Source organism: Pseudomonas sp. NFACC32-1, from assembly GCF_900101215.1.
Taxonomy (GTDB): Bacteria; Pseudomonadota; Gammaproteobacteria; order Pseudomonadales; family Pseudomonadaceae; genus Aquipseudomonas.
Genome location: NZ_FMUL01000011.1, coordinates 160,308 through 181,954 on the forward strand (window position 1 = coordinate 160,308; position 21,647 = coordinate 181,954).

Consider the following 21,647-nt stretch of genomic DNA (forward strand, 5'->3'; position numbering starts at 1 on the left):
TGCGATCAGGCACTTTCACCGACTTGCGCCACGAACAGCACCACTTGCCACGGGCTGCTGACCTGGGCCGATGCCGGGGCGACGATGTGCAACGGCAACTGCCCGTCGAACCATTGGCCGCCGGCGTTCACCACAAACAACCGGGTATCGTCGCCCACGCTGTAGGCCACCTGTTCGTTGCGACTCATGGCCTGGTGAGGCAGACCGCTCATGCGCTGGCGGCTCAGCAATGGAATATGCGGTGCGGATGCGATGATCGCCCCGCGCAACCAGTCGGCCGCGGCCTGCTCGCTGGCACCGTTGGGCATGCGCAGGCCGATGACCAGGCGCTGGCTCGGCTGGTCGTCGGGCAACTGAATGGAAAAGACCTGGTCGTTGCGTTCGAAAGCCAGGCTGCGATAGCCGGCACGGACCCGTTCCAGGGTGTCTTCCAGCCAGTCGAGCAAGGGTTCGTAGCCGCGTTGCAGTTCGACGAAATCCAGCGGGGCGAAAGCCGGGACACCGGCCAGCGGATCGAGGGCCGACCAGGCACCGGCCAATCCCAGCAACAAGCCGTGCATCGCCTGGGGCGTCGTCACGCGGGTGTTCAACGCGCCTTCCACTTCCGGCAAGCGCGCCCACAACGCCGTCATCTGCCGGCGGATTTCCGCCGCGTCGTCCTGGTTACCGGCAGCCTGGGCCTGACGCAACCGGCCGGCGAGAAACATGCATTTCTCCCGCGCCCGAGCGCACAGCCCGGCGACCCGCCGCCCCAGCATCGACTCGGGCAACAGCACGGGCGTGGGTGGGGTGTAGGGCACGCGCAGGAACCCGCCGCCTTCCTTGCGGATACGCAACAACGGCAGGCAGATCGAATCGGCCTTGCTCAGCTGCGTGCACAACCGCGGGTTCGGCCGCCAGACGGTGATGGACTCCGGGAACTCGCCACTGGTGAGGTCCGGCAGCGCATCGCCGACCACCGATTGCAGGCGTCCCTTGAGGGGCAGCAATTGCCCGGCGCGCCAGAGCGGACTGATGGCCAGGTACACGGTCACCGTGGCGTCGTCGGTCTTGTTGACCGCCTCGGTGATATCCAGCTCCAGGGTCGGGCCGACACCGGCCTGCAGGTTGACGGGCAACCCGTCCGGCAAGGTGCCTTGCAACTGCAGCAGCCGCACCTGGCCGGCGGCGAGGGCCGAAGGGTCGACTTCCAGTTGGCTGACACCCCAGAACCAGGGGTTGCAGGCAGTGGCGACATGCGCGGCCAGGGCCTCGGCGCGCAACCCTTGCAATTGGAAATGCTGGGGCAGCAACTGCATGCCCTCGTGCCAGCACACCGCGTCAGGTAACAGACTCATACGACTCCCTTCGACATCCCAGTGTCGCCGCGCCAGGCGGCCCGCGGTCATTCAAGGCTGACTGGCATCGACCTTCCCATCGTTCACGAGGGTCATCTCCCGGCTGTCGAACCTGAGCCAGGCCTCGCGCTGATCGTCCAGCCGGAGCCGGTGGGCTCCGGGAGTGTTATAGCTGGCGAAGACCAAAAGTCCAGCGGCCCGCCGGCCCTCCAGCGGGAACGGCTGGCGGTCGATGAACTGGCCGGGGACCAGCTCCAGCCCCCACACCGACATCAGCTGACGATAGTCGCGCTGGAACTGCTCGCGCTCGGCGAACCACTGCCTGGCGGTGATCCCCGATAGCTGCTTGAGCAGGTCCGGGTCGTTCACGGCAATGAAATCCACGGCGATCGGCGTGTCGTCATTGGCCCGGGGCGCGACGTCCAGGGTGAGGCTGTCCAGGTCGACGCTGGGGGCAAAGAGCGAGCAACCGGTGAGGGCCAGGCTCAAGAAAAATCCGAAAAAAAACTCACGCAAAATGAATCTTCCTTCTCACAGCGGTCAAAAATTGTTTTTGCTTGCATTTTTATAGACCTGTTCTAGCGTCTTGGATAGTTCGGCCAGCACGGTCGAATGCGCCAGGTTCGTCAAGGGAATGACAGGTCTACTGCCCTCCATTTGCAACCTGTGGATCAGCAAGGGAATGCGATGAGCGGGCCTCCCGATGCATTGCTTCCACTCATGCATCGGAGTCGGCCGCCATGGCAGAAAGTACCCAGCACAAGCTCGACAGAGTCCGCCCTCCCCGCGTCCAGATCACCTATGACGTGGAAATCGGCAATGCCATCGAAAAGAAAGAGTTGCCACTGGTCGTCGGCATCCTGGCCGACCTTTCGGGCAAGCCGCTGGAGCCGCTGCCCAAGCTCAACGAACGGCGCTTCACCGAAATCGATCGCGACAACTTCAACGAGGTGCTCGCCTCCATCGGCCCCCGCGCCACGCTCCAGGTGAACAACACCCTGAGCGGCGACGACAGCAAGCTGAACATCGAACTCAAGTTCCGCCACATCGACGATTTCGACCCGGTCAAGGTCGTGGAGCAGATCACGCCTCTGCGCCGGCTGTTCGAAGCCCGCCAGCGCCTGCGCGACCTGCTGACCAAGCTCGATGGCAACGATGACCTGGACAAGCTGCTGCGCGACGTCATCGCCAACACCGAGGGCCTGCAAGAGATCAAGTCGGCCCGGCCCCAGGACGCAGCACCGCAGGAGCTGCCCACCGTGGCCGCCAACGATGACCCGGCCCCGGCCGACGAACCCAAGGCCTGATCGTGCCCATCACTCAAGGGAGATAACGCCATGCCCGCTTCATCCAGCGCTCAAACCAGCGAGAGCACGACCCAGACCCTGTCGCTGCTGGACAAGATCATCGCCGAAGGCCGCATGGCCCACGATGACAGCCAGCAGGACTACGCCCGCGACATGCTGGCCGAATTCGCCACCCAGGTCCTCGACGAAGGCATGGCCATCGACAAGGACACCGTGGCCATGATCAACGACCGCATCAGCCAGATCGACCAGCTGATCAGTGCCCAGCTCAACGAAGTGCTGCACCACCCGGAACTTCAGAAACTCGAGGCATCCTGGCGTGGCCTGCACATGCTGGTGCAGAACACCGAGACCAGCACCCGCCTCAAGTTGCGCCTGCTCAACGTGACCCAGAAAGAGCTGCAGAACGACCTGGAAAAAGCCGTCGAATTCGACCAGAGCGCCCTGTTCAAGAAAATCTACGAGGAAGAATACGGTACCTTCGGCGGGCACCCGTTCAGCCTGCTGGTGGGCGACTACACCTTTGGCCGGCACCCGCAGGACATCGGCCTGCTGGAAAAACTGTCGAACGTCGCCGCCGCGGCGCACGCACCGTTCATTGCCGCGGCCAGCCCGCGCCTGTTCGACATGAGCAGCTTCACCGAACTGGCGGTACCCAGGGACCTGTCGAAGATCTTCGAGAGCCAGGAACTGATCAAATGGCGCGCCTTCCGTGAAAGCGAAGACTCGCGCTACGTGTCCCTGGTGCTGCCGCACTTCCTGCTGCGCCTGCCCTACGGCCCGGACACCCTGCCGGTGGAAGGCATCAACTACGTCGAGGACGTCAACGGCACCGACCACAGCAAATACCTGTGGGGCAATGCCGCCTGGGCGCTGTCGCAACGCATCACCGAAGCCTTCGCCAAGTACGGCTGGTGCGCGGCGATTCGCGGCGCCGAGGGCGGTGGCGCGGTCGAAGGCCTGCCGGCCCATACCTTCCGCACCAGTTCCGGGGACCTTTCCCTCAAGTGCCCGACCGAAGTGGCGATTACCGACCGCCGCGAGAAAGAGCTCAACGACCTCGGCTTCATTGCCCTGTGCCACAAGAAAAACAGCGACATCGCGGTGTTCTTCGGTGGCCAGACCACCAACAAGGCCAAGGTCTACAACACCAACGAAGCCAACGCCAACGCGCGGATCTCGGCGATGTTGCCGTACGTCCTCGCGGCCTCGCGTTTTGCCCATTACCTGAAGGTCATCATGCGCGACAAGGTCGGCAGCTTCATGACCCGCGACAACGTGCAGACCTACCTCAACAACTGGATCGCCGACTATGTGCTGATCAACGACAACGCGCCGCAAGAGATCAAGGCGCAGTACCCCCTGCGCGAAGCACGGGTGGACGTGACCGAGGTGGCCGGCAAGCCCGGGGCCTACAAGGCCACGGTGTTCCTGCGGCCGCACTTCCAGCTCGAGGAGCTGACCGCCTCGATCCGCCTGGTCGCGACCCTGCCGCCGCCGGTCGCTGCCTGACCCGGGAATCCTGTGGCGAGCGAGCTTTTGTGGCGAGGGGATTTATCCCCTCGCCACAGCTTCGGCGGTCGTTCTAACGGTATCGGGCACCACCACCCCTTTGTCTTTTTCAGGAGTTCAACACAATGGATGCAATCATTCTCGACCTCGGCGGCGACATCAAGGGCGACAGCCTGCTGGAGGGTTTCACGGACAAGATCGAAGTCATGTCCTACAGCCACAACGTGGCGATGCAAGTCACCAACGACGTCAGCAACTCGGAGCGGACCTCCGGCAGACCCCATGTCGGGGAATTCACCCTGACCAAGTTCATCGACAGCTCCACCCCCTCGCTCAACGAGTATTGCTGCGCCGGCAAACCGATCCCGCAAGCCGTCATCACCATTGGCCGCAACGCCGCCGAAGGCAGCGGCCAGATCATGCCCTTCATCGTCTACACCCTGTCCAACGTCGTACTGTCCAACGTCAGTGTCAGCGGCGGCACGGGCGGCAAGCCAGTGGAGACCCTGTCGCTGAACTTCACCAAGATCAAATGGGAGCTCACCGCCCAGAAAGACGACGGCACCAAGGAAGGCACGGCGGGCACCACCTGGGACCTGGCCGCCAACAAGATGAGCAAGTGACGGAGCCGCGCCATGGCTGGCCAGGGATTTCGCCCGCCGTTGTTCGAACGCCTGGCCGACCTGCCGGAGGAACATGGCCGGGTGTTCGACCGCCAGGCATTGCAAGACTCGGTCCACGCCGAACTGCACCGTCTGTTCAACACCCGCCGCGGCCCCCGGGCCCTGACCGAACCGCCGAGCATCCTGGACTACGGCATCGCCGACTGGACCGCGTTGCAGCAGCAGCGCAGCGATGACCGTCGCCTGTTGACCCGGGAAATCCGCCAGGCCATCACCTGCTTCGAGCCTCGCCTGCAACTGGGCGAGGTCCAGGTCATCCCCGTACCCGGCCATCCGCAGCAATTGAGCATCCGGCTGCTGGGGGAACTGCGCGGCGACTCGCGCTCCTGGCCCGTAGCCTTTGTCATCGAGCACGCCGGCGACGGCCTTGAGGTACGACATGAGCGACTCGATTGACCCGCAACTGCTGGACTATTACCAGCGTGAACTGACCTGGCTGCGACATGCCGGCAGCCTGTTCGCCGAACGCTACCCCAAGGTTGCCCGGCGCCTGGAGCTGTCTCCCGGTGAATGCCCGGACCCCCACGTCGAACGGCTGCTGGAAGGTTTCGCATTGCTCGCTGCACGGTTGCAACGCAGGCTGGATGACGACTATGCCGAGTTCAGCGATGCCTTGCTCGAACAGTTGTACCCCCTGGCCATGCGCCCGCTGCCGTCCTGCGCGATCGTGCAGTTCGAGCCCGACCCGAGCAAAGGCAACCTCGACGAGGGCTATCCCCTGCCCCGGGATACGCCCCTGTTCGTGACCACGGACAAAGGCCAGAGCATTCACTTGCGTACCACCGCCGCAGTGCACCTGTGGCCGCTGCAAATCTGCGAAGCCGTGCTGCTGGGCAGCGATGAGGCCCAGGCGCTGACCGGTGTGGTACAGGCACGCTCGGCCTTGCGCCTGGAGCTGCGGTGCCTGGGGGAACGCTCATGGGCGACGCTGGGGATCGATGAACTGCGGGTGCACCTGGCGGCTTCACCGATGATCAACGCCTGGCTGTACGACCTGCTCGGCGCCCATGCGGTCAAGGTCCTGGCCGGCGCTCCGGGCAGCGTGCCGGAACCGCTGGCGGGCTTGCCCCGGATCGTCGGTTTCGCCAGCGACGAAGCCCTGCTGCCGGACGAGGACGGTGTGCACCCGGGCATGCGATTGCTGGCCGAATATTTCGCCTTCCCCGACAAGTTCGGCTTCTTCGACCTGCCATTGGCGGGCGCCACCAGCGACCAACCGTCCCTGTATCTCTATATCGTTTTCGACCGCGCCCCCGTCAGTCGCCTGCCGCTCCAGGCCAGCGACATCGCCCTGGGCTGCGCGCCGGTGATCAACCTGTTTCCCAGGACCAGCGAACCATTGCGCCCGGACGGCACCCGCAGCGAATACCGGCTGGTGGCCGACAGTCATCGCGAAAACAGCGTCGAGATCCACAGCATCCGCGCCATGCGGGCCAGTTCCAGCCAGGGCGTGCGCAGGGTGCCGGCCTATTACGGCAGCCAGCACGGCAACGACCAGGCCTGTTACTGGCATGCGCGTCGGGTCAGTGGCATGAGCCCGAACCGGCTGGGCACCGACCTGATGGTCAGCCTGGTGGACACCCAGCTCGATCCCCTGAGCGATCCCCGGGACTACAGCCTGACCGCCGAGTTGCTGTGCACCAACCGGCACCTGGCCCAGAGCCTGCCGGCCGGCACGCCGCTGGGTTTCGAGCGTCCCGGCCCGGTGGCCTGGGCCCGCCTGCGCAACCCGCCCAGCCCCCAGAGCCTGCCGCGCCTGGACGGTGAGTCGCGCTGGCGGCTGGTGTCCCAACTGACCCTCAATCATCTTTCACTGGTGGAAGGTCCCCAGGCGCTGGATGCGCTGCGCGAGATCCTCGAACTGCACAACCTGCGGGACGAAGCCAGCGCCCGGCGCCAGATCGAAGGCGTGCTGGGGCTGGCCTGCGAGCGGGTGATCGCCCATGTGGGCGAAGATGCCTGGCGTGGCTGGCGCAACGGCCTGGAGGTACGCCTGCAACTGGATCCGCAGCATTTCGTCGGCAGCAGCGCCGTACTGTTTTCCGGCGTACTGGCGCAGTTCTTCTCACTGTATGCCACCGCCAACCGCTTCGTGCGCACGGTCCTGGTCCAGTCCGACAGGGAGGTGAAGACATGGCAACCCCAGGCCGGCAAACCCCTGAGTCTCTGAACCTCAGCCAGCGACTGCGGCGCGATCCGCAGCGCTTCGAATGGCTCCAGGCATTGCTGTTGCTCGAGCGCGAGCACCCCCAGGCCGAATCCCTGGGCAGCGGCACCGCGCCCCACGCCGAAGCCCTGCGCCTGCGCGGCCCATTGACGCCACTGTTCGCCGCCAGTGAGGTCGAAAGCCTGAGCCAGGAATCCGGCCAGGCGCCAGTGCTGAGCACGCCGATCTTCGGTCTCGGCGGTCCCGACGGTCCATTGCCCTATGCCTATCAGGAATGGCTGCAACAACGGGCGCGTGCCCGGGATCACGCACCAGCGCAATTTCTCGACCTGTTCCAGCATCGCTTGCTCAGCCTGCTCTACAAGGTCATGCGCAAGCACCGCATCGCCCTGGGCTTCACCGCCCCGGGGGCGTCCGCCGTCCAGGCACAACTGCGGGCACTGACCGGCCTGCTGCCCAAGGCCCTGCAGGAACGCCAGGCTGCGCCCGACTCTGCCGTGCTGGCCTGCACAGCCCTGTACGCCGATGGCCGACGCTCCCTGGCCGGCTTCGCGGCGATCGTCCGCGAGCAGTTGGGGTTGCCGGTGGAACTGAGCGCGTACGAAGGTGGCTGGCGGCAAATCCCGGCCGCCAGTCGCAGCCGCCTGCAAGCAGGTGGCCGCAACCTGTGCCTGGGACGCAGCGCAGTGGCCGGTACGCGGGTCTGGGATGAACATGCCGGCGTGCGCCTGACCCTCGGACCGCTGAGCACGACCCAGGCCAACGGCTTGCTGCCCGACGGCGAAACCCATCCGCTGCTCGCCAGCCTCTATGCCCTGTATTTCGGTCCCGACCTGGACTGCACGCTGGTGTTGCTGGTCCGTGGCGCCAGCCCACTGCAACTGGGCCATCAGGTACCGCCACGCCTGAGCTGGAATGGCGGCCTGCAACGCAGGCCCAGCCTGACCGTACAACGGATCGAAACCCGCCTTCGCCAGCCGGAGATCGCCTGAAATGGAACTGGCCAGCCTGATCGGACGCCTCAACCCGGACAACCGTCGCGCCCTGGAACGGGCCGCGCAGCGCTGTCTGCAGCGCAGCCATCATTACGTGGAAATCGAACACCTGCTTCTGGAACTGCTCGACATCGAAGGGGGCGATTTCGCTTGCCTGTTGCCGCGCTTCGGCCTGGAGCGCGATGCGGTGGCGGCGGAAATCAACAAGGCCCTGGACCTGTTCAAATCCGGCAGCACCCGCACTCCTGCCCTGTCGGCGCAAACCATCGGGCTGCTGGAGGACGCCGTGGTCCAGGCCAGCGTGTTGGGCCTGGACGGCATCCGCTCCGGGCTGTTGCTGCTGGCCCTGCTGGACCGCGACGAGCGCCGCAGCCTGCTGCTCAACAGCGCCTCGTCGTTGCTGCGCATTCCCAAGGAAGCCTTGCGTACGCACTGGCTGGAATGGACCGAGAACTCCCGGGAGCATACCGGCGGCGCACGCCCGGCCAACCCCGGTGAGGCGTCCCGCAAACAGGACCCTGTACTGGACCAGTACACCCAGGACCTGACTGCCGACGCCCGCGATGGACGCATCGACCCCATCGTCGGGCGCGACGGCGAGATTCGCCAGTGCATCGACATTCTGCTGCGACGTCGGCAGAACAACCCGATCCTGGTGGGCGCGCCGGGCGTGGGCAAGACCGCCGTGGTGGAGGGCCTGGCCTTGCGCATCGCTGCGGGGGATGTGCCGCCATCCTTGCAGGAGGTCACGCTGCGGGTCCTCGACCTCGGTCTGCTGCAGGCCGGCGCCGGCGTCAAGGGTGAGTTCGAGCAGCGCCTCAAGGGGGTGATCGACGCGGTCCGCAGCGCGGAAAAACCCATCATCCTGTTCATCGACGAAGCCCACACCCTGATCGGCGCTGGCGGCGCAGAGGGCGGCAGCGACGCCGCCAACCTGCTCAAACCAGCCCTGGCCCGGGGCGAACTGCGCACCCTGGCCGCCACCACCTGGCTGGAATACAAGAAATATTTCGAGAAAGACCCGGCCCTGGCCCGTCGCTTCCAACTGGTGCAAGTCGAGGAGCCGGACGAAGTGACCGCCGTGGAAATGCTCCGTGGCGTGGCCGCCAAACTGGAACAGCACCATGGCGTGCAAGTGCTCGATGCCGCCATTCATGAAGCGGTGAAGCTGTCGCACCGCTACATCTCCGGCCGTCAACTACCGGACAAGGCCATCAGCGTGCTCGACACCGCCTGCGCCCGGGTCGCCCTCGGCCAACACGACGTGCCGCCGCCCCTGGAAAGCCTGCGCCACCGCCAAAACAGCCTCAAGGACGAGCTCGAACGCCTGCGCCGGGAACAGGCCACCGGCCTGGATCACCGCGAACGCATCACCCTGCTGGAAGATGAATCCGCCAGCAACGTGCAGGCCATCCGCGAGCTGGAGACCCGTTGGGGCGAAGAGCGCGAAGCGGTGCGCGAACTGCTCGACACCCGCCGCGAACTGCTGGCCTTGAGCGAACGCGCCGACAGCGAAAAGCCCGACATCGAAGTCGACAATCGCATCGACCACCTGGCCGCCGAACTGCTGCGCCTGGAGGCCGGTCTCGATGCCATCCGCCAGGACGATCCCCTGGTGCCGGAGCAAGTGGACAGCAAGACCGTCGCCGCCGTGATCGCCGGCTGGACCGGCATCCCGGTGGGCAAGATGCTCGCCGACGAAGCCCATGCCGTGCGCACCCTCGGCCAGCGCATGGGGCTGCGGGTGATGGGCCAGGGCACCGCGCTCGATACCATCGCCCAACGCCTGCAAGCCTACCGCGCCGGCCTCACCGACCCGCAAAAACCAGTCGGCGTGTTCCTGCTTGTCGGCCCCACCGGCGTGGGCAAGACCGAAACCGCCTACGCCCTGGCCGATGCCTTGTATGGCGGCGAACGCAACCTGATCAGCATCAACCTCTCGGAATACCAGGAAGCCCACACCGTCAGCCAGCTCAAGGGCGCCCCGCCCGGCTATGTCGGATACGGCAGCGGCGGCGTGCTCACCGAAGCGGTGCGACGCAAACCCTATTCCGTGGTGTTGCTGGATGAAATCGAAAAAGCCCACCCCGATGTGCTCGAAGCCTTCTACAACGTCTTCGACAAAGGCCTGATGGAAGACGGCACCGGGCTGGTGGTGGATTTCAAGAACACCGTGATGCTCGCCACCAGCAACGTCGGCGCCGAACTGCTGCTGGATACGCCCGCCGCGCAACTGGGCACCGATGCCTTCAACGAAGCCCTGCACAAAGTCCTGCTGCAAGCGTTTCGCCCTGCGTTTTTGGCGCGCATGACGGTGGTGGCATACCGGCCCCTGGATGAGGCGACGCTGGAGGGGATTGTGCTGGCGAAGCTGGAGAAATTGCGCGGGCGCTACAAGGCCGCGACCGGCAAGCAGTTCGAGTTCGACGCGGGGATCGTCAAGGCCGTACTCGCCAAGTGCAGCGCGGCCGGGGCACGGGATGTCGAGAATGTGTTGATGACACAGGTGACGGGGAAGTTGGCGGAGTGGGTGTTGGAGTGATGCTGTACACCAAAAAATATTAAACAGAAGCGATTGGAGCAGATCGTGGGTAAATTCCTTTCTGGTGGTTCATCGGGTCAGGCAAAAAAGCTGGAGCCGCGCTGGACAGACAATACCGTTCATAACGAAGTAAAAAAACTGGTGACCAGCGGGAAGTCAGTCACGACGGAAAAACTCATCACTTTGGCTTCCGACGATGGCTGGAGGACAACAGTGATGATTGATCTGGTTTCGCGCCTCAATCCGATATCTGGTGGAAAGTACTATCCGGGCCATGCGGGCTTGATACTTTGGCATACCTCTGGGCCTAAAACGCAATTTTACTCAGTCGGAATTGTGATGGAGGGCGAACTGGACCCTGAAGGTGTATTGACGACAGATTTAAGCGAATCAAAAACGCTGGATTTGTGGTTCTTCACAAAAAAAGTCAGCAAAAGCAATATCGAAAAAATGACCAATAGGATCACGGCTCTTTCGTCAAAGACACTGACGTATAAAGAATTTGATGGAAATCGTTATAACGACGCCTACAACTGCCACACCATCGTCGACGACATCTTGAATGCGGGAGGTCTGTCAGGCTGGAGCGGACGACCCTGGAGCTGGCTTACGCCGTGGGCGTACAGCCTATCCTTCGGCGTCACCGGTTGGCATTCAAGTGTCATGTACAACACGAAGAATCTTTGAGTCATGCGTCGTTGGCATGGGGCGCGCTTGGCCTCGCATCTCTGAATGGGCTGTTCGAAAAGGAGATTTACATGACGGAAGTGCATAAAGTGGGTCGCTACTCTGGCGGCAATATTGCGATGACTGGGGCAAACCCTTTATATGCCTCATGGCTGGCAGCCAATCAGGCTACTAATGGCGGCACCATTCCCGACTTGGCCAGTATCTGTCACGAATCCTCCTCCAATCGCCGGGCCTTGGCTGGTTCGGGAGCATCTCATGGAACCTGCTTCGCGCTAATCGAACATTTCGATGCCGCTCGAGGCCTATTGATGTACAAGTTCGGCGACAGCGCGTTAAAACTGGATTTGCTTGGAAACTACACTACGACAACCAAAAAAGTTGTCACGACATTACGAGGACACGCGGAGATCAGCGCGTTGGTCCAAGCAATAAATAGCGTCACGCTTCCCGACGGTGATTACAGTAATTTCGTTACCCGCATTTATATCGAACTCAGTCCCTGCCCACTCTGTGGTCCGCAATTGTCGCCCTATGTTGAAAACTCGGTATTGATGTACAGCTACACCTATGGAAACGATAACGAGATGGGAGGATGGGTCAGTGACAATCAGGCAGCGATCCATTCAAAAGGTGGAACATTCAAATGGTAAGTGTGACCTCGACTTTTACCTGAGGATGTCCAATGGCCCGCTCCACCGACAGCAACACGACCCTATCCCTCACCGCCGCCTCGCTCTCGGCGCTGTACCCTGAATCACTGTCCGGCGAAGAAAGCCTCAATGCCCTGGGCTTGCATATCCTCAATGGCGTCGTCGATGGCGCCCCGCTGACACTCGCCAGCGCGGTCGCCAGCCACGTCACCACCACCCTGCACAAGGACGCGCTGTTGCGCCCGATGGATTGGCTGGTCGCCGAGATCCGTCAGCTCCCCGCCGACGCCACCGCAGAGCGTTATCAACTCCTGCTGCGCCCATGGCTCTGGTGGCTGGGCCTGGCCAGCAACAACCGCGTGTTCCAGAACCTGGCTACCTCGGACATCGTCACCACGATTTTCAAGGCCCATGGTTTCACCGACTTCCAGCTCAAGCTCACCGGCAGCTACACCCCGCGTGAGTACTGCGTGCAATACGGCGAAACCGATCTGGCCTTCGTTTCACGCTTGATGGAGGAAGACGGGATCTTCTGGTTCTTCAGCCACGAGGACAGCAAGCACACCCTGGTACTGGCCGACAGCAACGACGCCTTCGCGCCGATTCCCAATGGACCAACGGTGAACTATCTCGGGCAGAAAATGGGCGCTCGGGAACTGCATGGCATTCGCTCGGGGCAAGTGTGCCTGCAGGCAGTGGCCGGGGTTTACCAGGCGACCGATTACGAGTTCACCACGCCGACAATGTCGCTCTTCAGCCAGGCCGAAGCCGTGGCTGGGCCGAACTCGATGTATGAACATCCGGGCGGCTATACCGCCAAGGCCCAGGGCGATGCCCTGACCAAGCAGCGGGTGGACGGCCTGCGCAGCCAGGAGAAGCGTTTTGTCGGTGAAAGCGATTGCCGTTGGCTGGTGCCGGGGTATTGGTTCACCCTCGCCGGCCATGATGACTCGACATTGAACATCGACTGGGTCGTGACCTCGGTCAGCCACGAAGGCAGCCACGACAGCTATCGCAACCGCTTCGAAGCGATTCCCAAGGCCACGGCGTATCGGCCGGCCCGCATCACGCCAAAACCGCGCATGCATACCCAGACGGCGCTGGTGGTGGGCAAGGCCGGCGAAGAAATCTGGACCGACGAATACGGGCGGATCAAGTTGCAATTCCCCTGGGACCGCACCGGCAAGAACGACGAAACCTCGTCCTGCTGGGTGCGCGTCGTGCTGCCCTGGAGCGGCAAGGGGTTCGGCATGCAGTTCGTGCCGCGCATCGGCCAGGAAGTGATCGTGACCTTCATCGACGGCGACCCGGACCGTCCGCTGGTGACCGGCTGCGTCTACAACGGCGACAACGCCCTGCCCTACGCATTGCCGGCGAACCAGACCCAGTCCGGAATCAAGACCAATTCCTCCAAGGGCGGCGGCGGTTTCAACGAGCTGCGTTTCGAAGACAAGAAGGACGCCGAAGAGGTATTTCTCCAGGCCCAGAAAGACTTCAACATCAACGTGCTCAACGACACCACCGCCACCGTCGGCCATGACGAAACCCTCACGGTACAGAACGCCCGTACCCGCACCGTCAAGGATGGCGACGAGACCGTCACCCTGGAGAAAGGCAAGCGCAGCGTGACCATCCAGACCGGCAGCGACAGCCTGGATGTGAAGGACACCCGCACCGTGACCGTGGGCTCGGACCAGAACCACAGCACCGGGGGCAACTACGCGCACAAGGTCAGCGGCAACTACGACCTGACGGTGGACGGTAACCTGACCATCAAGGTCAGCGGCACCCTGACCCTGCAAAGCGGCGGCAGTTTCGCCATCAAGAGCGGCGCCGACCTGGCCGCCCAGGCCAGCACCTCCATCAGCCAGAAGGCCGGCACGGCCTTGAGCAATCAGGCCGGTACGTCGCTGGAAAACAAGGCCGGCACCACCCTGACCAACGATGCCGGCATCAGCCTGGTGAACAAGGCGGCGGCCGAACAGACCGTGGATGGCGGTGGCATGCTGACGATCAAGGGTGGCCTGGTGAAGGTCAACTGACAGGAGTGTCGATGGCTTCGAAAAAACTGGACCTGGAGCGAGACGACAGCCAACTGCAGGGGCAACTGGTCGATGGCCGCCTCGACGGCATGCTCAAGATCGAAGAAGCCCAACGTCCGCAGGCCAGGCTCAACTACAGCCAGGGTGAACTGCAAGGCAGCAGCACGCTGTATCACCCCAATGGCAAGGTGTCGGCGGTGCTGCCCTTCGTGAATGGCAGGTTGCAAGGCGTGGCGAGCTTCTACGCCGCCGAAGGCGGGTTGCAGCGCCAGGCCAGCTACCGTCGCGGGTTGCTGCACGGCGAAGCGAACAATTACTTTCCCGATGGGCAACTGGCCGAAGCCGAGTTCTATCGCGACGGGGTGCGTGACGGTCGTTATCGGCGAATGCACCCCAATGGCAATCCGGCAGTCGAGGCCCGCTACCTCAATGGCCAACTGCTGGAGCCGGCGCAAGCCTATGCCGAGGATGGCCGGCCGCTGGATGCCGACGGCAAGCCGATCTCCCGGCTGCGCTGGTGGTTCAGGCGCTGGAACGATCCGGCCCAGGCGTGACGATTGTCTTACCCCCAGTGAGCGCGAGCTTGCTCGCGATGACGGCCTCACAATCAACCTCATCACCCACTGACCCACCGCTATCGCGAGCAAGCTCGCTTCCACAGGGGCGGTGCAATGCCTGCTGGATTGCCCATCAGGGAATCAACATCTGCACCTGCCCTGGTACAACGATCTTGATCACCCCGGCCCAGGTGCACATCAAGGTGCTATTGGCATCGATGGCCGGCATGTTGCCCAGCAACAGGGTCGGGGCGCCGCCAGGGATCCACGGGGTGGCAGTGGCGGGAATGCACGGCATGGGGGTCAGTACGCCGAGTGCCGCCGCGGTGGCGGCGGCCACGGTCGGGTTCGCCAGGCTCATGCACATGCCAAACGTGGTGATATTCACCAGCGGGATGTGGTCCATGATATTGGCCGCCGGCATCCCGCCGGTCAGCAGGCGATTGACCGGCAGCACATTGAGCACCGCCGGGGCTGCGCCGAAGCTGCATTGCAGGGTTGCGGTCGCACAGACTTGCGGACATCCCATCGCGGTGGCTCCTTTGACAGCGACTGTCCCGAAACCATAGCTCGCCAGCTTCCGAGGCGCACGCCGCCATGCATCAAGCCCGCTGATTATCCGGCAACACGCTAACCTATAAGACCCTGGCGTGCTTGTGACGCCTCCCACGCGCCATTAGATTAGCCAATGATCGATGGCCTCCAAAATAAGCAGAAGGGATAAGCATGGCGTTTACAGATCAGTCCACCCGCGTGCGCGACGGTGAAGAACTCGATGCCAATCTGATCGACCCGTACCTCAAGGCCCACATTCCCGGCCTCACCGGCCTGCCACGGATCAGCCAGTTTCCCGGTGGCGCATCGAACCTGACCTACCTGCTGGAATACCCCGAACAGGAATTCGTCCTGCGTCGCCCGCCGTTCGGCCACAAGGCCAAATCCGCCCATGACATGGGCCGTGAGTTCCGTATCCTCAATCAATTGCGCGACGGCTTCCCGTATTGCCCGAAAGCCTACGTGCATTGCACCGACGAATCGGTAATAGGCGCCGAGTTCTATGTGATGGAACGGGTCAAGGGCATCATCCTGCGTTCCGACCTGCCGCCGGAACTGGGTTTCGACGCCGCCCGGACCGAGGCGCTGTGCAAAAGCTTCATCGATCGGCTGGTGGAACTGCATCGGGTCGACTATCAGGCCTGCGGCCTGGCGGACCTGGGCAAGCCCGAAGGCTACGTGGCGCGGCAGATCCGGGGCTGGAGCGATCGTTATGAAAAAGCCCTGACGCCCGACGCGCCGAAATGGGAGGCGGTCAAGGCCTGGCTCAACGACAAGATGCCTGCCGACCATCCGACGTCGAGCATCGTCCACAACGATTACCGCTTCGACAACGTCATCCTCGATCCGGACAACCCGATGCAGATCATCGGTGTACTGGATTGGGAGCTGACTACCATCGGCGACCCGTTGATGGACCTGGGCAACAGCCTGGCCTACTGGATCGAAGCCGGCGACCCGGCGCCCGTGCAACTGATGCGCCGCCAGCCCAGCCACGCCCCAGGCATGCTGACCCGCCGGGCATTCGTCGATTACTACGCCGAGCGCGCCGGGATGCGCATCGACAACTTCGACTTCTACTACACCTACGGCCTGTTCCGCCTAGCCGGCATCGTCCAGCAGATCTACTACCGCTATTTCCACGGCCAGACCCAGGACAAACGCTTCGCGCAGTTCGTTCAGATGAACGCGCTGCTGGAGCAGATGAGCCTGCAAGTCATCAAAAAATCCACGCTCTGAGCGCACCTATAACAAGGAAACAGCATGTCCAAGACCCAGTTGTTCGACCTCGACGGTAAAATCGCCTTCGTTTCCGGCGCCAGCCGTGGCATCGGCGAAGCCATCGCCAAACTGCTGGCCCAGCAAGGCGCCCATGTGATCGTTTCCAGCCGCAAGCTCGACGGTTGCCAGCACGTCGCCGATGCGATCATCGCCGCTGGCGGCAAGGCCACCGCCATCGCCTGCCACATCGGTGAAATGGAACAGATCAGCCAGGTGTTCGCCGGCATCCGCGAACAGTTCGGGCGCCTGGACATCCTGGTGAACAACGCGGCCACCAACCCGCAGTTCTGCAACGTGCTGGACACCGACCTGGGTGCGTTCCAGAAAACCGTCGATGTGAATATCCGCGGCTATTTCTTCATGTCGGTGGAAGCCGGCAAGCTGATGCGCGAGAACGGTGGCGGCAGCATCATCAACGTCGCGTCGATCAATGGCATTTCCCCGGGCATCTTCCAGGGCATCTATTCGGTGACCAAGGCGGCGGTGATCAACATGACCAAGGTCTTCGCCAAGGAATGCGCGCAATTCGGCATCCGTTGCAACGCCCTGCTGCCGGGCCTGACCGACACCAAGTTCGCCTCGGCACTGGTCAAGAACGACGCCATCCTGAAAACCGCCCTGGCGCAGATCCCCCTCAAGCGCGTGGCCGACCCGAGCGAAATGGCCGGCGCGGTGCTGTACCTGGCCAGCGATGCGTCGAGCTACACCACAGGTGTGGCGTTGAATGTGGATGGTGGGTTCCTGTCCTGATAGCGAGCGCCATGCAAGACCTGTGAGAAACCCTGTGGGAGCGAGCATGCTCGCGATGGCGTCGCATCAGTCACACCAGTACTGCTGACCCACCGCTATCGCGAGCAAGCTCGCTCCCACAAGGAGTCCTCTGCAATCGCACAAATGAATATTTATTCCAGAATTTGCAATTTGAGAATATTTATTCCATAAAGAACCCTTCTGAAAATAACAATTCAAAGGGCTCTTTCTCATGCGCGAACTCGGCATCGGTCTGATTGGCACCGGCTTCATGGGCCGTGCCCATGCCTTGGCGTTCCACAATGCCAAGGCAGTGTTCGACCTCCCCCTGAACCTGACACTCGCGGCCCTGGCCGACGCCGATCCACAGCGTGCCCGGCAGTGCGCCCAGAGTTGGGGGTTCGAGACGGCCCACAGCCACTGGCAGCGGCTGATCGACGACCCGAAGGTTCACCTGATCGCCATTACCACACCCAACCACCTGCACTTCCCGATGGCCATGGCGGCGTTGGCGGCGGGCAAGCCGGTCTATTGTGAAAAGCCCCTGGCGGTGTCCCTGGAACAGGCCGAGCAGATGCGCCAGGCGGCCAAGGCCGCAGGGGTGGTGACGCGGGTCGGCTACAACTACCAGCACAATCCGATCATCGGGCTGGCCCGGGACATGATCCAGCGCGGCGAGCTGGGACAGATCATCAGCTTCCAGGGTGAGTTCAGCGAAGACTTCATGGCCGACCCGACCTCGCCGTGGTCATGGCGTTGCGAAGCGGCCCACGCCGGTGGCGCACTGGCAGACCTGGGCAGCCACTTGCTGGCCATGGCCCGGCACTTGTTGGGCGATGTCGAGGCCGTGTGCGCCGACAGCCAGACCGTGCACCACCAGCGCCCTGCCAGCGCCGGCAATGCCGAACAACGGGCCATCGCGGTGGACGACCACGTCCACGCACTGCTGCGCTTCGCCAATGGCGCCCGAGGCACGGTGAGCAGCAGTTGGCTCAAACATGGCTACAAGAACCACCTGAGCTTCGAGATCAGCGGCACCCTCGGCACGCTGGCATTCGATCAGGAGCGACTCAATGAACTGCGCCTGTGTCGCGTCGGCCAGCCAGGCTTCCAGCGCCTGCTGGCCGGCCCGGACTTGCCCGGCTATGCCGCATTCAGCCCGGCCGCCGGACACCAGTTGGGCTACAACGAATTGAAGACGCTGGAAGTGCAGGAACTGATCATGACGCTGGCCGGCGAAGGCGGCAGCGGCACTGACTTCGACGAGGCCTGGGAAGTGGAGCGGCTGGCGGCGGCGATTCGGGTGGCGGCGCGGGAGCAGCGTTGGGTGAAGGTCAGCGAGCTATAACCCCTGACTTCAGTCCCCCCTGTTTGGTCCGGAGACATGGTTAACCGTGTGGCGAGGGGATTTATCCCCGTTGGGGTGCAAAGCGCTCCTAAAAATGCGTCCTTGGTGTGTCAGGCTAAATTTGGGGCCGCTGCGCGACCCAACGGGAATAAATCCCCTCGCCACAAGGGACCGTGTTCAACTCAAACCTGGGTTTGCAACTCAACCAACCGCGCCGCCAGCGCCTTGGCCTGGCTCGCCACGTCGGTCACGGCAGTGCTTTCCCACCACATCCCCCGCAACGGCGGCCCCATGGCGAACAGCCGCCGGGCGGGCGCTCCTTGGGCGTCCAGCACCGCACCGTCAGGCCGGGCGGCAATGCCCAGGGCCAACGGCCCCGGCTGGATCAGTCCGCGAGCCAGCAGCTGCTGCGGCAACGGTCGCGCCACGCGGCGCCAGTCATATTCAATACCGCTGGAGTTGATCAATGCCGCGCCCTGCACCACTGTCAGGCCGGCTTGTCCCCGGTGGCGGATGTGAATACCCACTGTGCCCTCGGGAGACGACGCCAGCCCCTTGAACGACGCCGCCTGGATCCGCAATCGCCCTTCCCCATGCAAACGCGCCACCAGCTCCGCGCTCAACGGCGGCGAACGATGGTGATGACTCTCCCACCATGGCCGGACATGCCGCACGAACTGCCGGCGCTGCACGTCACTGGCCTGGTTCCACAAACGCCCGATATGCGCACGCACCGTGTCCAGCGGCGCTTGCCAATCGATCCCCAGGGCCTGGGCCTGACGGCATTGCTCGCGCAGGGCCCGCATCAGTTGGCGGGGCGAACGCAGGCTGTGATCTTCAGCGAGGAAATCCACCCAGGCCGGTGGCTGGCGGCGCACGTGGGGCAGCAGGCCATGCCGGGAAAACACTTCGATCGGCCCCCGGTGCCCGGCCTGCTCCAGGGAGACCACGGCGTCGACCATGGTCAGTCCCGAGCCGATGATCAACACCGTGGACTGCGGGTCGAGCTGGCGCATCGCGGCCACATCCCAGGGATCCAGGGCTGCGGCATTCAAGCCGCTGGATTCGGTCTGCGGAGTGCGCGCCGCCGGAAACATGCCGGTGGCGAGCACGGCGAAACGGCCACGCAAGAGTTGGCCGTCGTCCAGCGTCACCATCACGGTATCGTCGGCAAGCCGCAGGTCCACGGCCTCCCCGCGCACGTGCTCGGCAGTCGAACCGTTTTGTGCGCCCAACTGGCGAGCCTCGGCCAGGCGCTGCTGCACATAGAGGCCGAATATCCCCCGGGGTGGGAACAATTCGCTGATCGGCACATGCTGTAGGCCCGACTCGGGCCAGCCGCCGGCTTCGATGAACGCGGTGAGCCATTGGGTCAGGTCATCGGCGTTGTCCGGGTCGACACTCATGCGCGCCGCGTTGCCGTTCAAGGTATGGCCCGGTTCCACGGCACTGTAGGCTTCGCCCCGGCCCAGTTCACTGCGCGGCTCGACGATCAGCACCTCGCGCCGGCCCGGCAGGCGCAGTAACTGCGCGGCCAGCATGGCACCGCTCAGGCCGCCGCCAATGATCAGGATCTCGGCATCGCGGATGAGGTCGCGCCCCTGTCGCTCCAACGTTGTGTGCATACCGATCTCCAGGGTCAAATCACCACGTTGCGTACGAATCTCGCCGCCACCGGGCCATCGTTTCGATAGGCATGGGGCTGGTTGCTGGCGAACATGAAAAACTCACCGGCACCGATCCGGCGTTCATCACTGCCCAACAGCAGCGTCAGGCATCCCTCGAATACGTAGAGTTGCTCGCTCCAGCCATCGTTGTCGGGCTCGGACTGATAAGACTCGCCGGGCTCCAGGCGCCACTCCCACAGTTCCACCTCACGGGTGGCCGTGGCCTTGGCCAGGAGCACGGCCTTGCTGCCGGGGATCGCGCCGGCCCAGGCCAACTCATCGATCCGGCTGGGATCCCGGGCATCGGGGGCCTGGATCAGATCGCTGAAGGCGACGTCCAGGGCTTCGGCGACCCGGTCCAGAGTGGTCAGGCTGACGTTCTTTTCCCCGGCCTCGATGGCGACCAGCATCCGCCGGCTCACCCCGGACAGTTGCGCCAGCGCGGTCTGGCTGAGTTGCGCGGCATGGCGCAAGCGCCTGACATTCTGGCTGACGTGTTGCAGGACGGATGCCCGCTGGCCGTGATCTTTATGCACTGGGATTGCTCGTTCCATGGGGTTGCGCACTATACTGCTCAACTTTCGGACGCATTGTGCGTCCGCCTCCACTGGCGCGCAAGGTCATGACATCGGTGAATTCCCCACAGGCTCCCTCCCGTTTCCTGCAGCTCAGCAAGGCTGAATGCGTGCTGGTGCTGATCACCATGATCTGGGGTGGGACCTTCCTGCTGGTCCAGCACGCCATGACGGTCAGCGGCCCGATGTTCTTCGTCGGCCTGCGATTCGCCGCCGCGGCGGCATTCGTCGCCTTGTTCTCCTGGCGTCACCTGCGCGACCTGACTCTGTTCGAACTCAAGGCCGGCGCTTTCATCGGCGTGGCGATCATGCTCGGCTACGGCTTGCAGACCGTGGGCCTGCAAAGCATTCCCAGCAGTCAGTCGGCGTTCATCACCGCGCTCTATGTTCCCTTCGTGCCGCTGTTGCAGTGGCTGGTGCTGGGCCGCAGGCCAGGCTTGATGCCCAGCATCGGCATCATGCTGGCGTTCACGGGGCTTTTGCTGGTATCGGGCCCCGCCGGTGCCTCGCTGAACTTCAGCCCCGGAGAGATCGCCACGCTCATCAGCGCCATCGCGATTGCCGCCGAAATCATCCTGATCAGCACTTACGCCGGCCAGGTCGATGTGCGTCGCGTTACCGTGGTGCAACTGGCGAGCACGGCGGTGCTGGCATTTTCGATGGTAGTACCGACCCAGGAAACGATCCCGGACTTTTCCTGGTTCCTGCTGTTCAGTGCAGTAGGGTTGGGCGCGGCCAGCGCGGCGATCCAGGTGGCGATGAACTGGGCGCAGAGAAGCGTCTCGCCTACCCGTGCCACATTGATCTACGCCGGTGAACCGGTGTGGGCCGGCATCGCCGGGCGCCTGGCGGGCGAGCGGTTGCCGGCGATTGCGCTGGTGGGTGCCGGGCTGATCGTGGCGGCGGTGATCGTCAGCGAACTGAAGACCCGGAACAAGGATGCCGTCGTGGTGGATGAGGTGCCCGAGGGCGAGAGTTGAGGCATCGCC

At 63.5% G+C, this 21,647-nt stretch carries 19 protein-coding genes and 1 pseudogene; 15 read left to right on the forward strand and 5 right to left on the reverse strand.

Annotation, left to right across the window (positions count from 1 at the left end; translation table 11 throughout):
- Positions 1-5: 5 nt before the first annotated feature.
- Both tssK and BLP99_RS17720 read right to left on the reverse strand, forming a co-directional pair.
- On the reverse strand, positions 6-1,337 hold the full coding sequence (gene tssK, locus BLP99_RS17715) for a type VI secretion system baseplate subunit TssK (protein ID WP_072396355.1): 1,332 nt from the start codon (positions 1,335-1,337) through the stop codon (positions 6-8).
- 51 nt (positions 1,338-1,388) lie between these two features.
- Positions 1,389-1,853: a type VI secretion protein gene (locus tag BLP99_RS17720; protein WP_072396334.1), complete on the reverse strand. Its 465-nt coding sequence runs from the start codon at positions 1,851-1,853 to the stop codon at positions 1,389-1,391.
- 224 nt (positions 1,854-2,077) lie between these two features.
- On the opposite strand from BLP99_RS17720, the gene tssB reads away from it, so the two are divergent.
- From tssB to BLP99_RS17780, 11 genes are all read left to right on the forward strand, one after another.
- Positions 2,078-2,644, forward strand: coding sequence for a type VI secretion system contractile sheath small subunit (gene tssB, locus BLP99_RS17730; RefSeq protein WP_072396330.1), 567 nt, complete (start codon positions 2,078-2,080; stop codon positions 2,642-2,644).
- Positions 2,645-2,674: 30 nt separating this feature from the next.
- Entirely contained in the window at positions 2,675-4,156 is a 1,482-nt protein-coding gene (gene tssC / locus BLP99_RS17735; protein WP_072396328.1) for a type VI secretion system contractile sheath large subunit, read from the forward strand.
- 125 nt (positions 4,157-4,281) lie between these two features.
- Positions 4,282-4,779, forward strand: coding sequence for an Hcp family type VI secretion system effector (locus BLP99_RS17740; RefSeq protein ID WP_072396307.1), 498 nt, complete (start codon positions 4,282-4,284; stop codon positions 4,777-4,779).
- A gap of 12 nt (positions 4,780-4,791) precedes the next feature.
- Positions 4,792-5,235 carry a type VI secretion system baseplate subunit TssE gene (tssE, locus tag BLP99_RS17745; RefSeq protein WP_072459004.1) on the forward strand — a complete coding sequence of 148 codons (444 nt, stop codon included), beginning with the start codon at positions 4,792-4,794 and terminating at the stop codon, positions 5,233-5,235.
- Positions 5,219-7,009, forward strand: coding sequence for a type VI secretion system baseplate subunit TssF (gene tssF, locus BLP99_RS17750; protein WP_072431472.1), 1,791 nt, complete (start codon positions 5,219-5,221; stop codon positions 7,007-7,009). Before tssE ends, tssF begins: the two co-directional genes overlap by 17 nt.
- Positions 6,973-7,998, forward strand: a complete 1,026-nt coding sequence (tssG, locus tag BLP99_RS17755) for a type VI secretion system baseplate subunit TssG (RefSeq protein ID WP_072396292.1) — start codon at positions 6,973-6,975, stop codon at positions 7,996-7,998. Before tssF ends, tssG begins: the two co-directional genes overlap by 37 nt.
- A gap of 1 nt (position 7,999) precedes the next feature.
- Complete coding sequence (gene tssH / locus BLP99_RS17760) at positions 8,000-10,543, forward strand: type VI secretion system ATPase TssH (protein ID WP_092181247.1); 2,544 nt, start codon at positions 8,000-8,002, stop codon at positions 10,541-10,543.
- 45 nt (positions 10,544-10,588) lie between these two features.
- Positions 10,589-11,230 (forward strand): hypothetical protein, encoded by a 642-nt coding sequence (locus BLP99_RS17765; RefSeq protein WP_143007960.1) that lies wholly within the window; start codon positions 10,589-10,591, stop codon positions 11,228-11,230.
- A gap of 71 nt (positions 11,231-11,301) precedes the next feature.
- The gene (locus BLP99_RS17770; RefSeq protein WP_072396261.1) at positions 11,302-11,883 is read left to right on the forward strand and encodes a hypothetical protein; all 582 of its coding nucleotides are present in this window, start codon (positions 11,302-11,304) and stop codon (positions 11,881-11,883) included.
- 32 nt (positions 11,884-11,915) lie between these two features.
- Positions 11,916-13,925 carry a type VI secretion system Vgr family protein gene (gene tssI, locus BLP99_RS17775; RefSeq protein ID WP_072459007.1) on the forward strand — a complete coding sequence of 670 codons (2,010 nt, stop codon included), beginning with the start codon at positions 11,916-11,918 and terminating at the stop codon, positions 13,923-13,925.
- Positions 13,926-13,936: 11 nt separating this feature from the next.
- Positions 13,937-14,479, forward strand: a complete 543-nt coding sequence (locus tag BLP99_RS17780; RefSeq protein WP_072396257.1) for a toxin-antitoxin system YwqK family antitoxin — start codon at positions 13,937-13,939, stop codon at positions 14,477-14,479.
- Positions 14,480-14,615: 136 nt separating this feature from the next.
- Here the strand turns inward: BLP99_RS17780 and BLP99_RS17785 are convergent, their stop codons facing one another.
- The gene (locus BLP99_RS17785) at positions 14,616-15,011 is read right to left on the reverse strand and encodes a DUF4280 domain-containing protein (RefSeq protein ID WP_072396255.1); all 396 of its coding nucleotides are present in this window, start codon (positions 15,009-15,011) and stop codon (positions 14,616-14,618) included.
- A gap of 197 nt (positions 15,012-15,208) precedes the next feature.
- Between BLP99_RS17785 and BLP99_RS17790 the strand changes: the two genes are divergently transcribed.
- The 3 genes from BLP99_RS17790 to BLP99_RS17800 all read left to right on the forward strand — a co-directional run bounded on the left by BLP99_RS17790 (position 15,209) and on the right by BLP99_RS17800 (position 18,416).
- Positions 15,209-16,276 carry a phosphotransferase family protein gene (locus BLP99_RS17790; RefSeq protein ID WP_072459009.1) on the forward strand — a complete coding sequence of 356 codons (1,068 nt, stop codon included), beginning with the start codon at positions 15,209-15,211 and terminating at the stop codon, positions 16,274-16,276.
- A 24-nt stretch (positions 16,277-16,300) separates the two neighbouring features.
- Positions 16,301-17,068, forward strand: a complete 768-nt coding sequence (locus BLP99_RS17795) for an SDR family oxidoreductase (protein WP_003180553.1) — start codon at positions 16,301-16,303, stop codon at positions 17,066-17,068.
- Positions 17,069-17,300: 232 nt separating this feature from the next.
- A complete protein-coding gene (locus BLP99_RS17800; protein WP_076406871.1) occupies positions 17,301-18,416 on the forward strand; it encodes a Gfo/Idh/MocA family protein in 1,116 nt (371 codons plus the stop codon).
- A gap of 182 nt (positions 18,417-18,598) precedes the next feature.
- On the opposite strand, the gene BLP99_RS17805 is transcribed toward BLP99_RS17800, so the two are convergent.
- Positions 18,599-20,041, reverse strand: a complete 1,443-nt coding sequence (locus BLP99_RS17805; RefSeq protein WP_092181249.1) for an FAD/NAD(P)-binding protein — start codon at positions 20,039-20,041, stop codon at positions 18,599-18,601.
- 14 nt (positions 20,042-20,055) lie between these two features.
- Positions 20,056-20,619: a helix-turn-helix domain-containing protein gene (locus BLP99_RS17810; RefSeq protein ID WP_072396247.1), complete on the reverse strand. Its 564-nt coding sequence runs from the start codon at positions 20,617-20,619 to the stop codon at positions 20,056-20,058.
- A 16-nt stretch (positions 20,620-20,635) separates the two neighbouring features.
- On the opposite strand from BLP99_RS17810, the pseudogene BLP99_RS17815 reads away from it, so the two are divergent.
- Positions 20,636-21,638, forward strand: a pseudogene (locus BLP99_RS17815) (DMT family transporter).
- Positions 21,639-21,647 lie beyond the last annotated feature (9 nt).

Excerpts from the sequence above, each read along its gene's own strand:
- tssK (WP_072396355.1), bottom strand. The coding sequence starts at position 1,337 with ATGAGTCTGTTACCTGACGCGGTGTGCTGGCACGAGGGCATGCAGTTG.
- tssB (WP_072396330.1), top strand. The coding sequence starts at position 2,078 with ATGGCAGAAAGTACCCAGCACAAGCTCGACAGAGTCCGCCCTCCCCGC.
- tssC (WP_072396328.1), top strand. The coding sequence starts at position 2,675 with ATGCCCGCTTCATCCAGCGCTCAAACCAGCGAGAGCACGACCCAGACC.
- BLP99_RS17740 (WP_072396307.1), top strand. The coding sequence starts at position 4,282 with ATGGATGCAATCATTCTCGACCTCGGCGGCGACATCAAGGGCGACAGC.
- tssE (WP_072459004.1), top strand. The coding sequence starts at position 4,792 with ATGGCTGGCCAGGGATTTCGCCCGCCGTTGTTCGAACGCCTGGCCGAC.
- tssF (WP_072431472.1), top strand. The coding sequence starts at position 5,219 with ATGAGCGACTCGATTGACCCGCAACTGCTGGACTATTACCAGCGTGAA.
- tssG (WP_072396292.1), top strand. The coding sequence starts at position 6,973 with ATGGCAACCCCAGGCCGGCAAACCCCTGAGTCTCTGAACCTCAGCCAG.
- tssH (WP_092181247.1), top strand. The coding sequence starts at position 8,000 with ATGGAACTGGCCAGCCTGATCGGACGCCTCAACCCGGACAACCGTCGC.
- BLP99_RS17770 (WP_072396261.1), top strand. The coding sequence starts at position 11,302 with ATGACGGAAGTGCATAAAGTGGGTCGCTACTCTGGCGGCAATATTGCG.
- tssI (WP_072459007.1), top strand. The coding sequence starts at position 11,916 with ATGGCCCGCTCCACCGACAGCAACACGACCCTATCCCTCACCGCCGCC.
- BLP99_RS17780 (WP_072396257.1), top strand. The coding sequence starts at position 13,937 with ATGGCTTCGAAAAAACTGGACCTGGAGCGAGACGACAGCCAACTGCAG.
- BLP99_RS17785 (WP_072396255.1), bottom strand. The coding sequence starts at position 15,011 with ATGGGATGTCCGCAAGTCTGTGCGACCGCAACCCTGCAATGCAGCTTC.
- BLP99_RS17790 (WP_072459009.1), top strand. The coding sequence starts at position 15,209 with ATGGCGTTTACAGATCAGTCCACCCGCGTGCGCGACGGTGAAGAACTC.
- BLP99_RS17795 (WP_003180553.1), top strand. The coding sequence starts at position 16,301 with ATGTCCAAGACCCAGTTGTTCGACCTCGACGGTAAAATCGCCTTCGTT.
- BLP99_RS17800 (WP_076406871.1), top strand. The coding sequence starts at position 17,301 with ATGCGCGAACTCGGCATCGGTCTGATTGGCACCGGCTTCATGGGCCGT.
- BLP99_RS17805 (WP_092181249.1), bottom strand. The coding sequence starts at position 20,041 with ATGCACACAACGTTGGAGCGACAGGGGCGCGACCTCATCCGCGATGCC.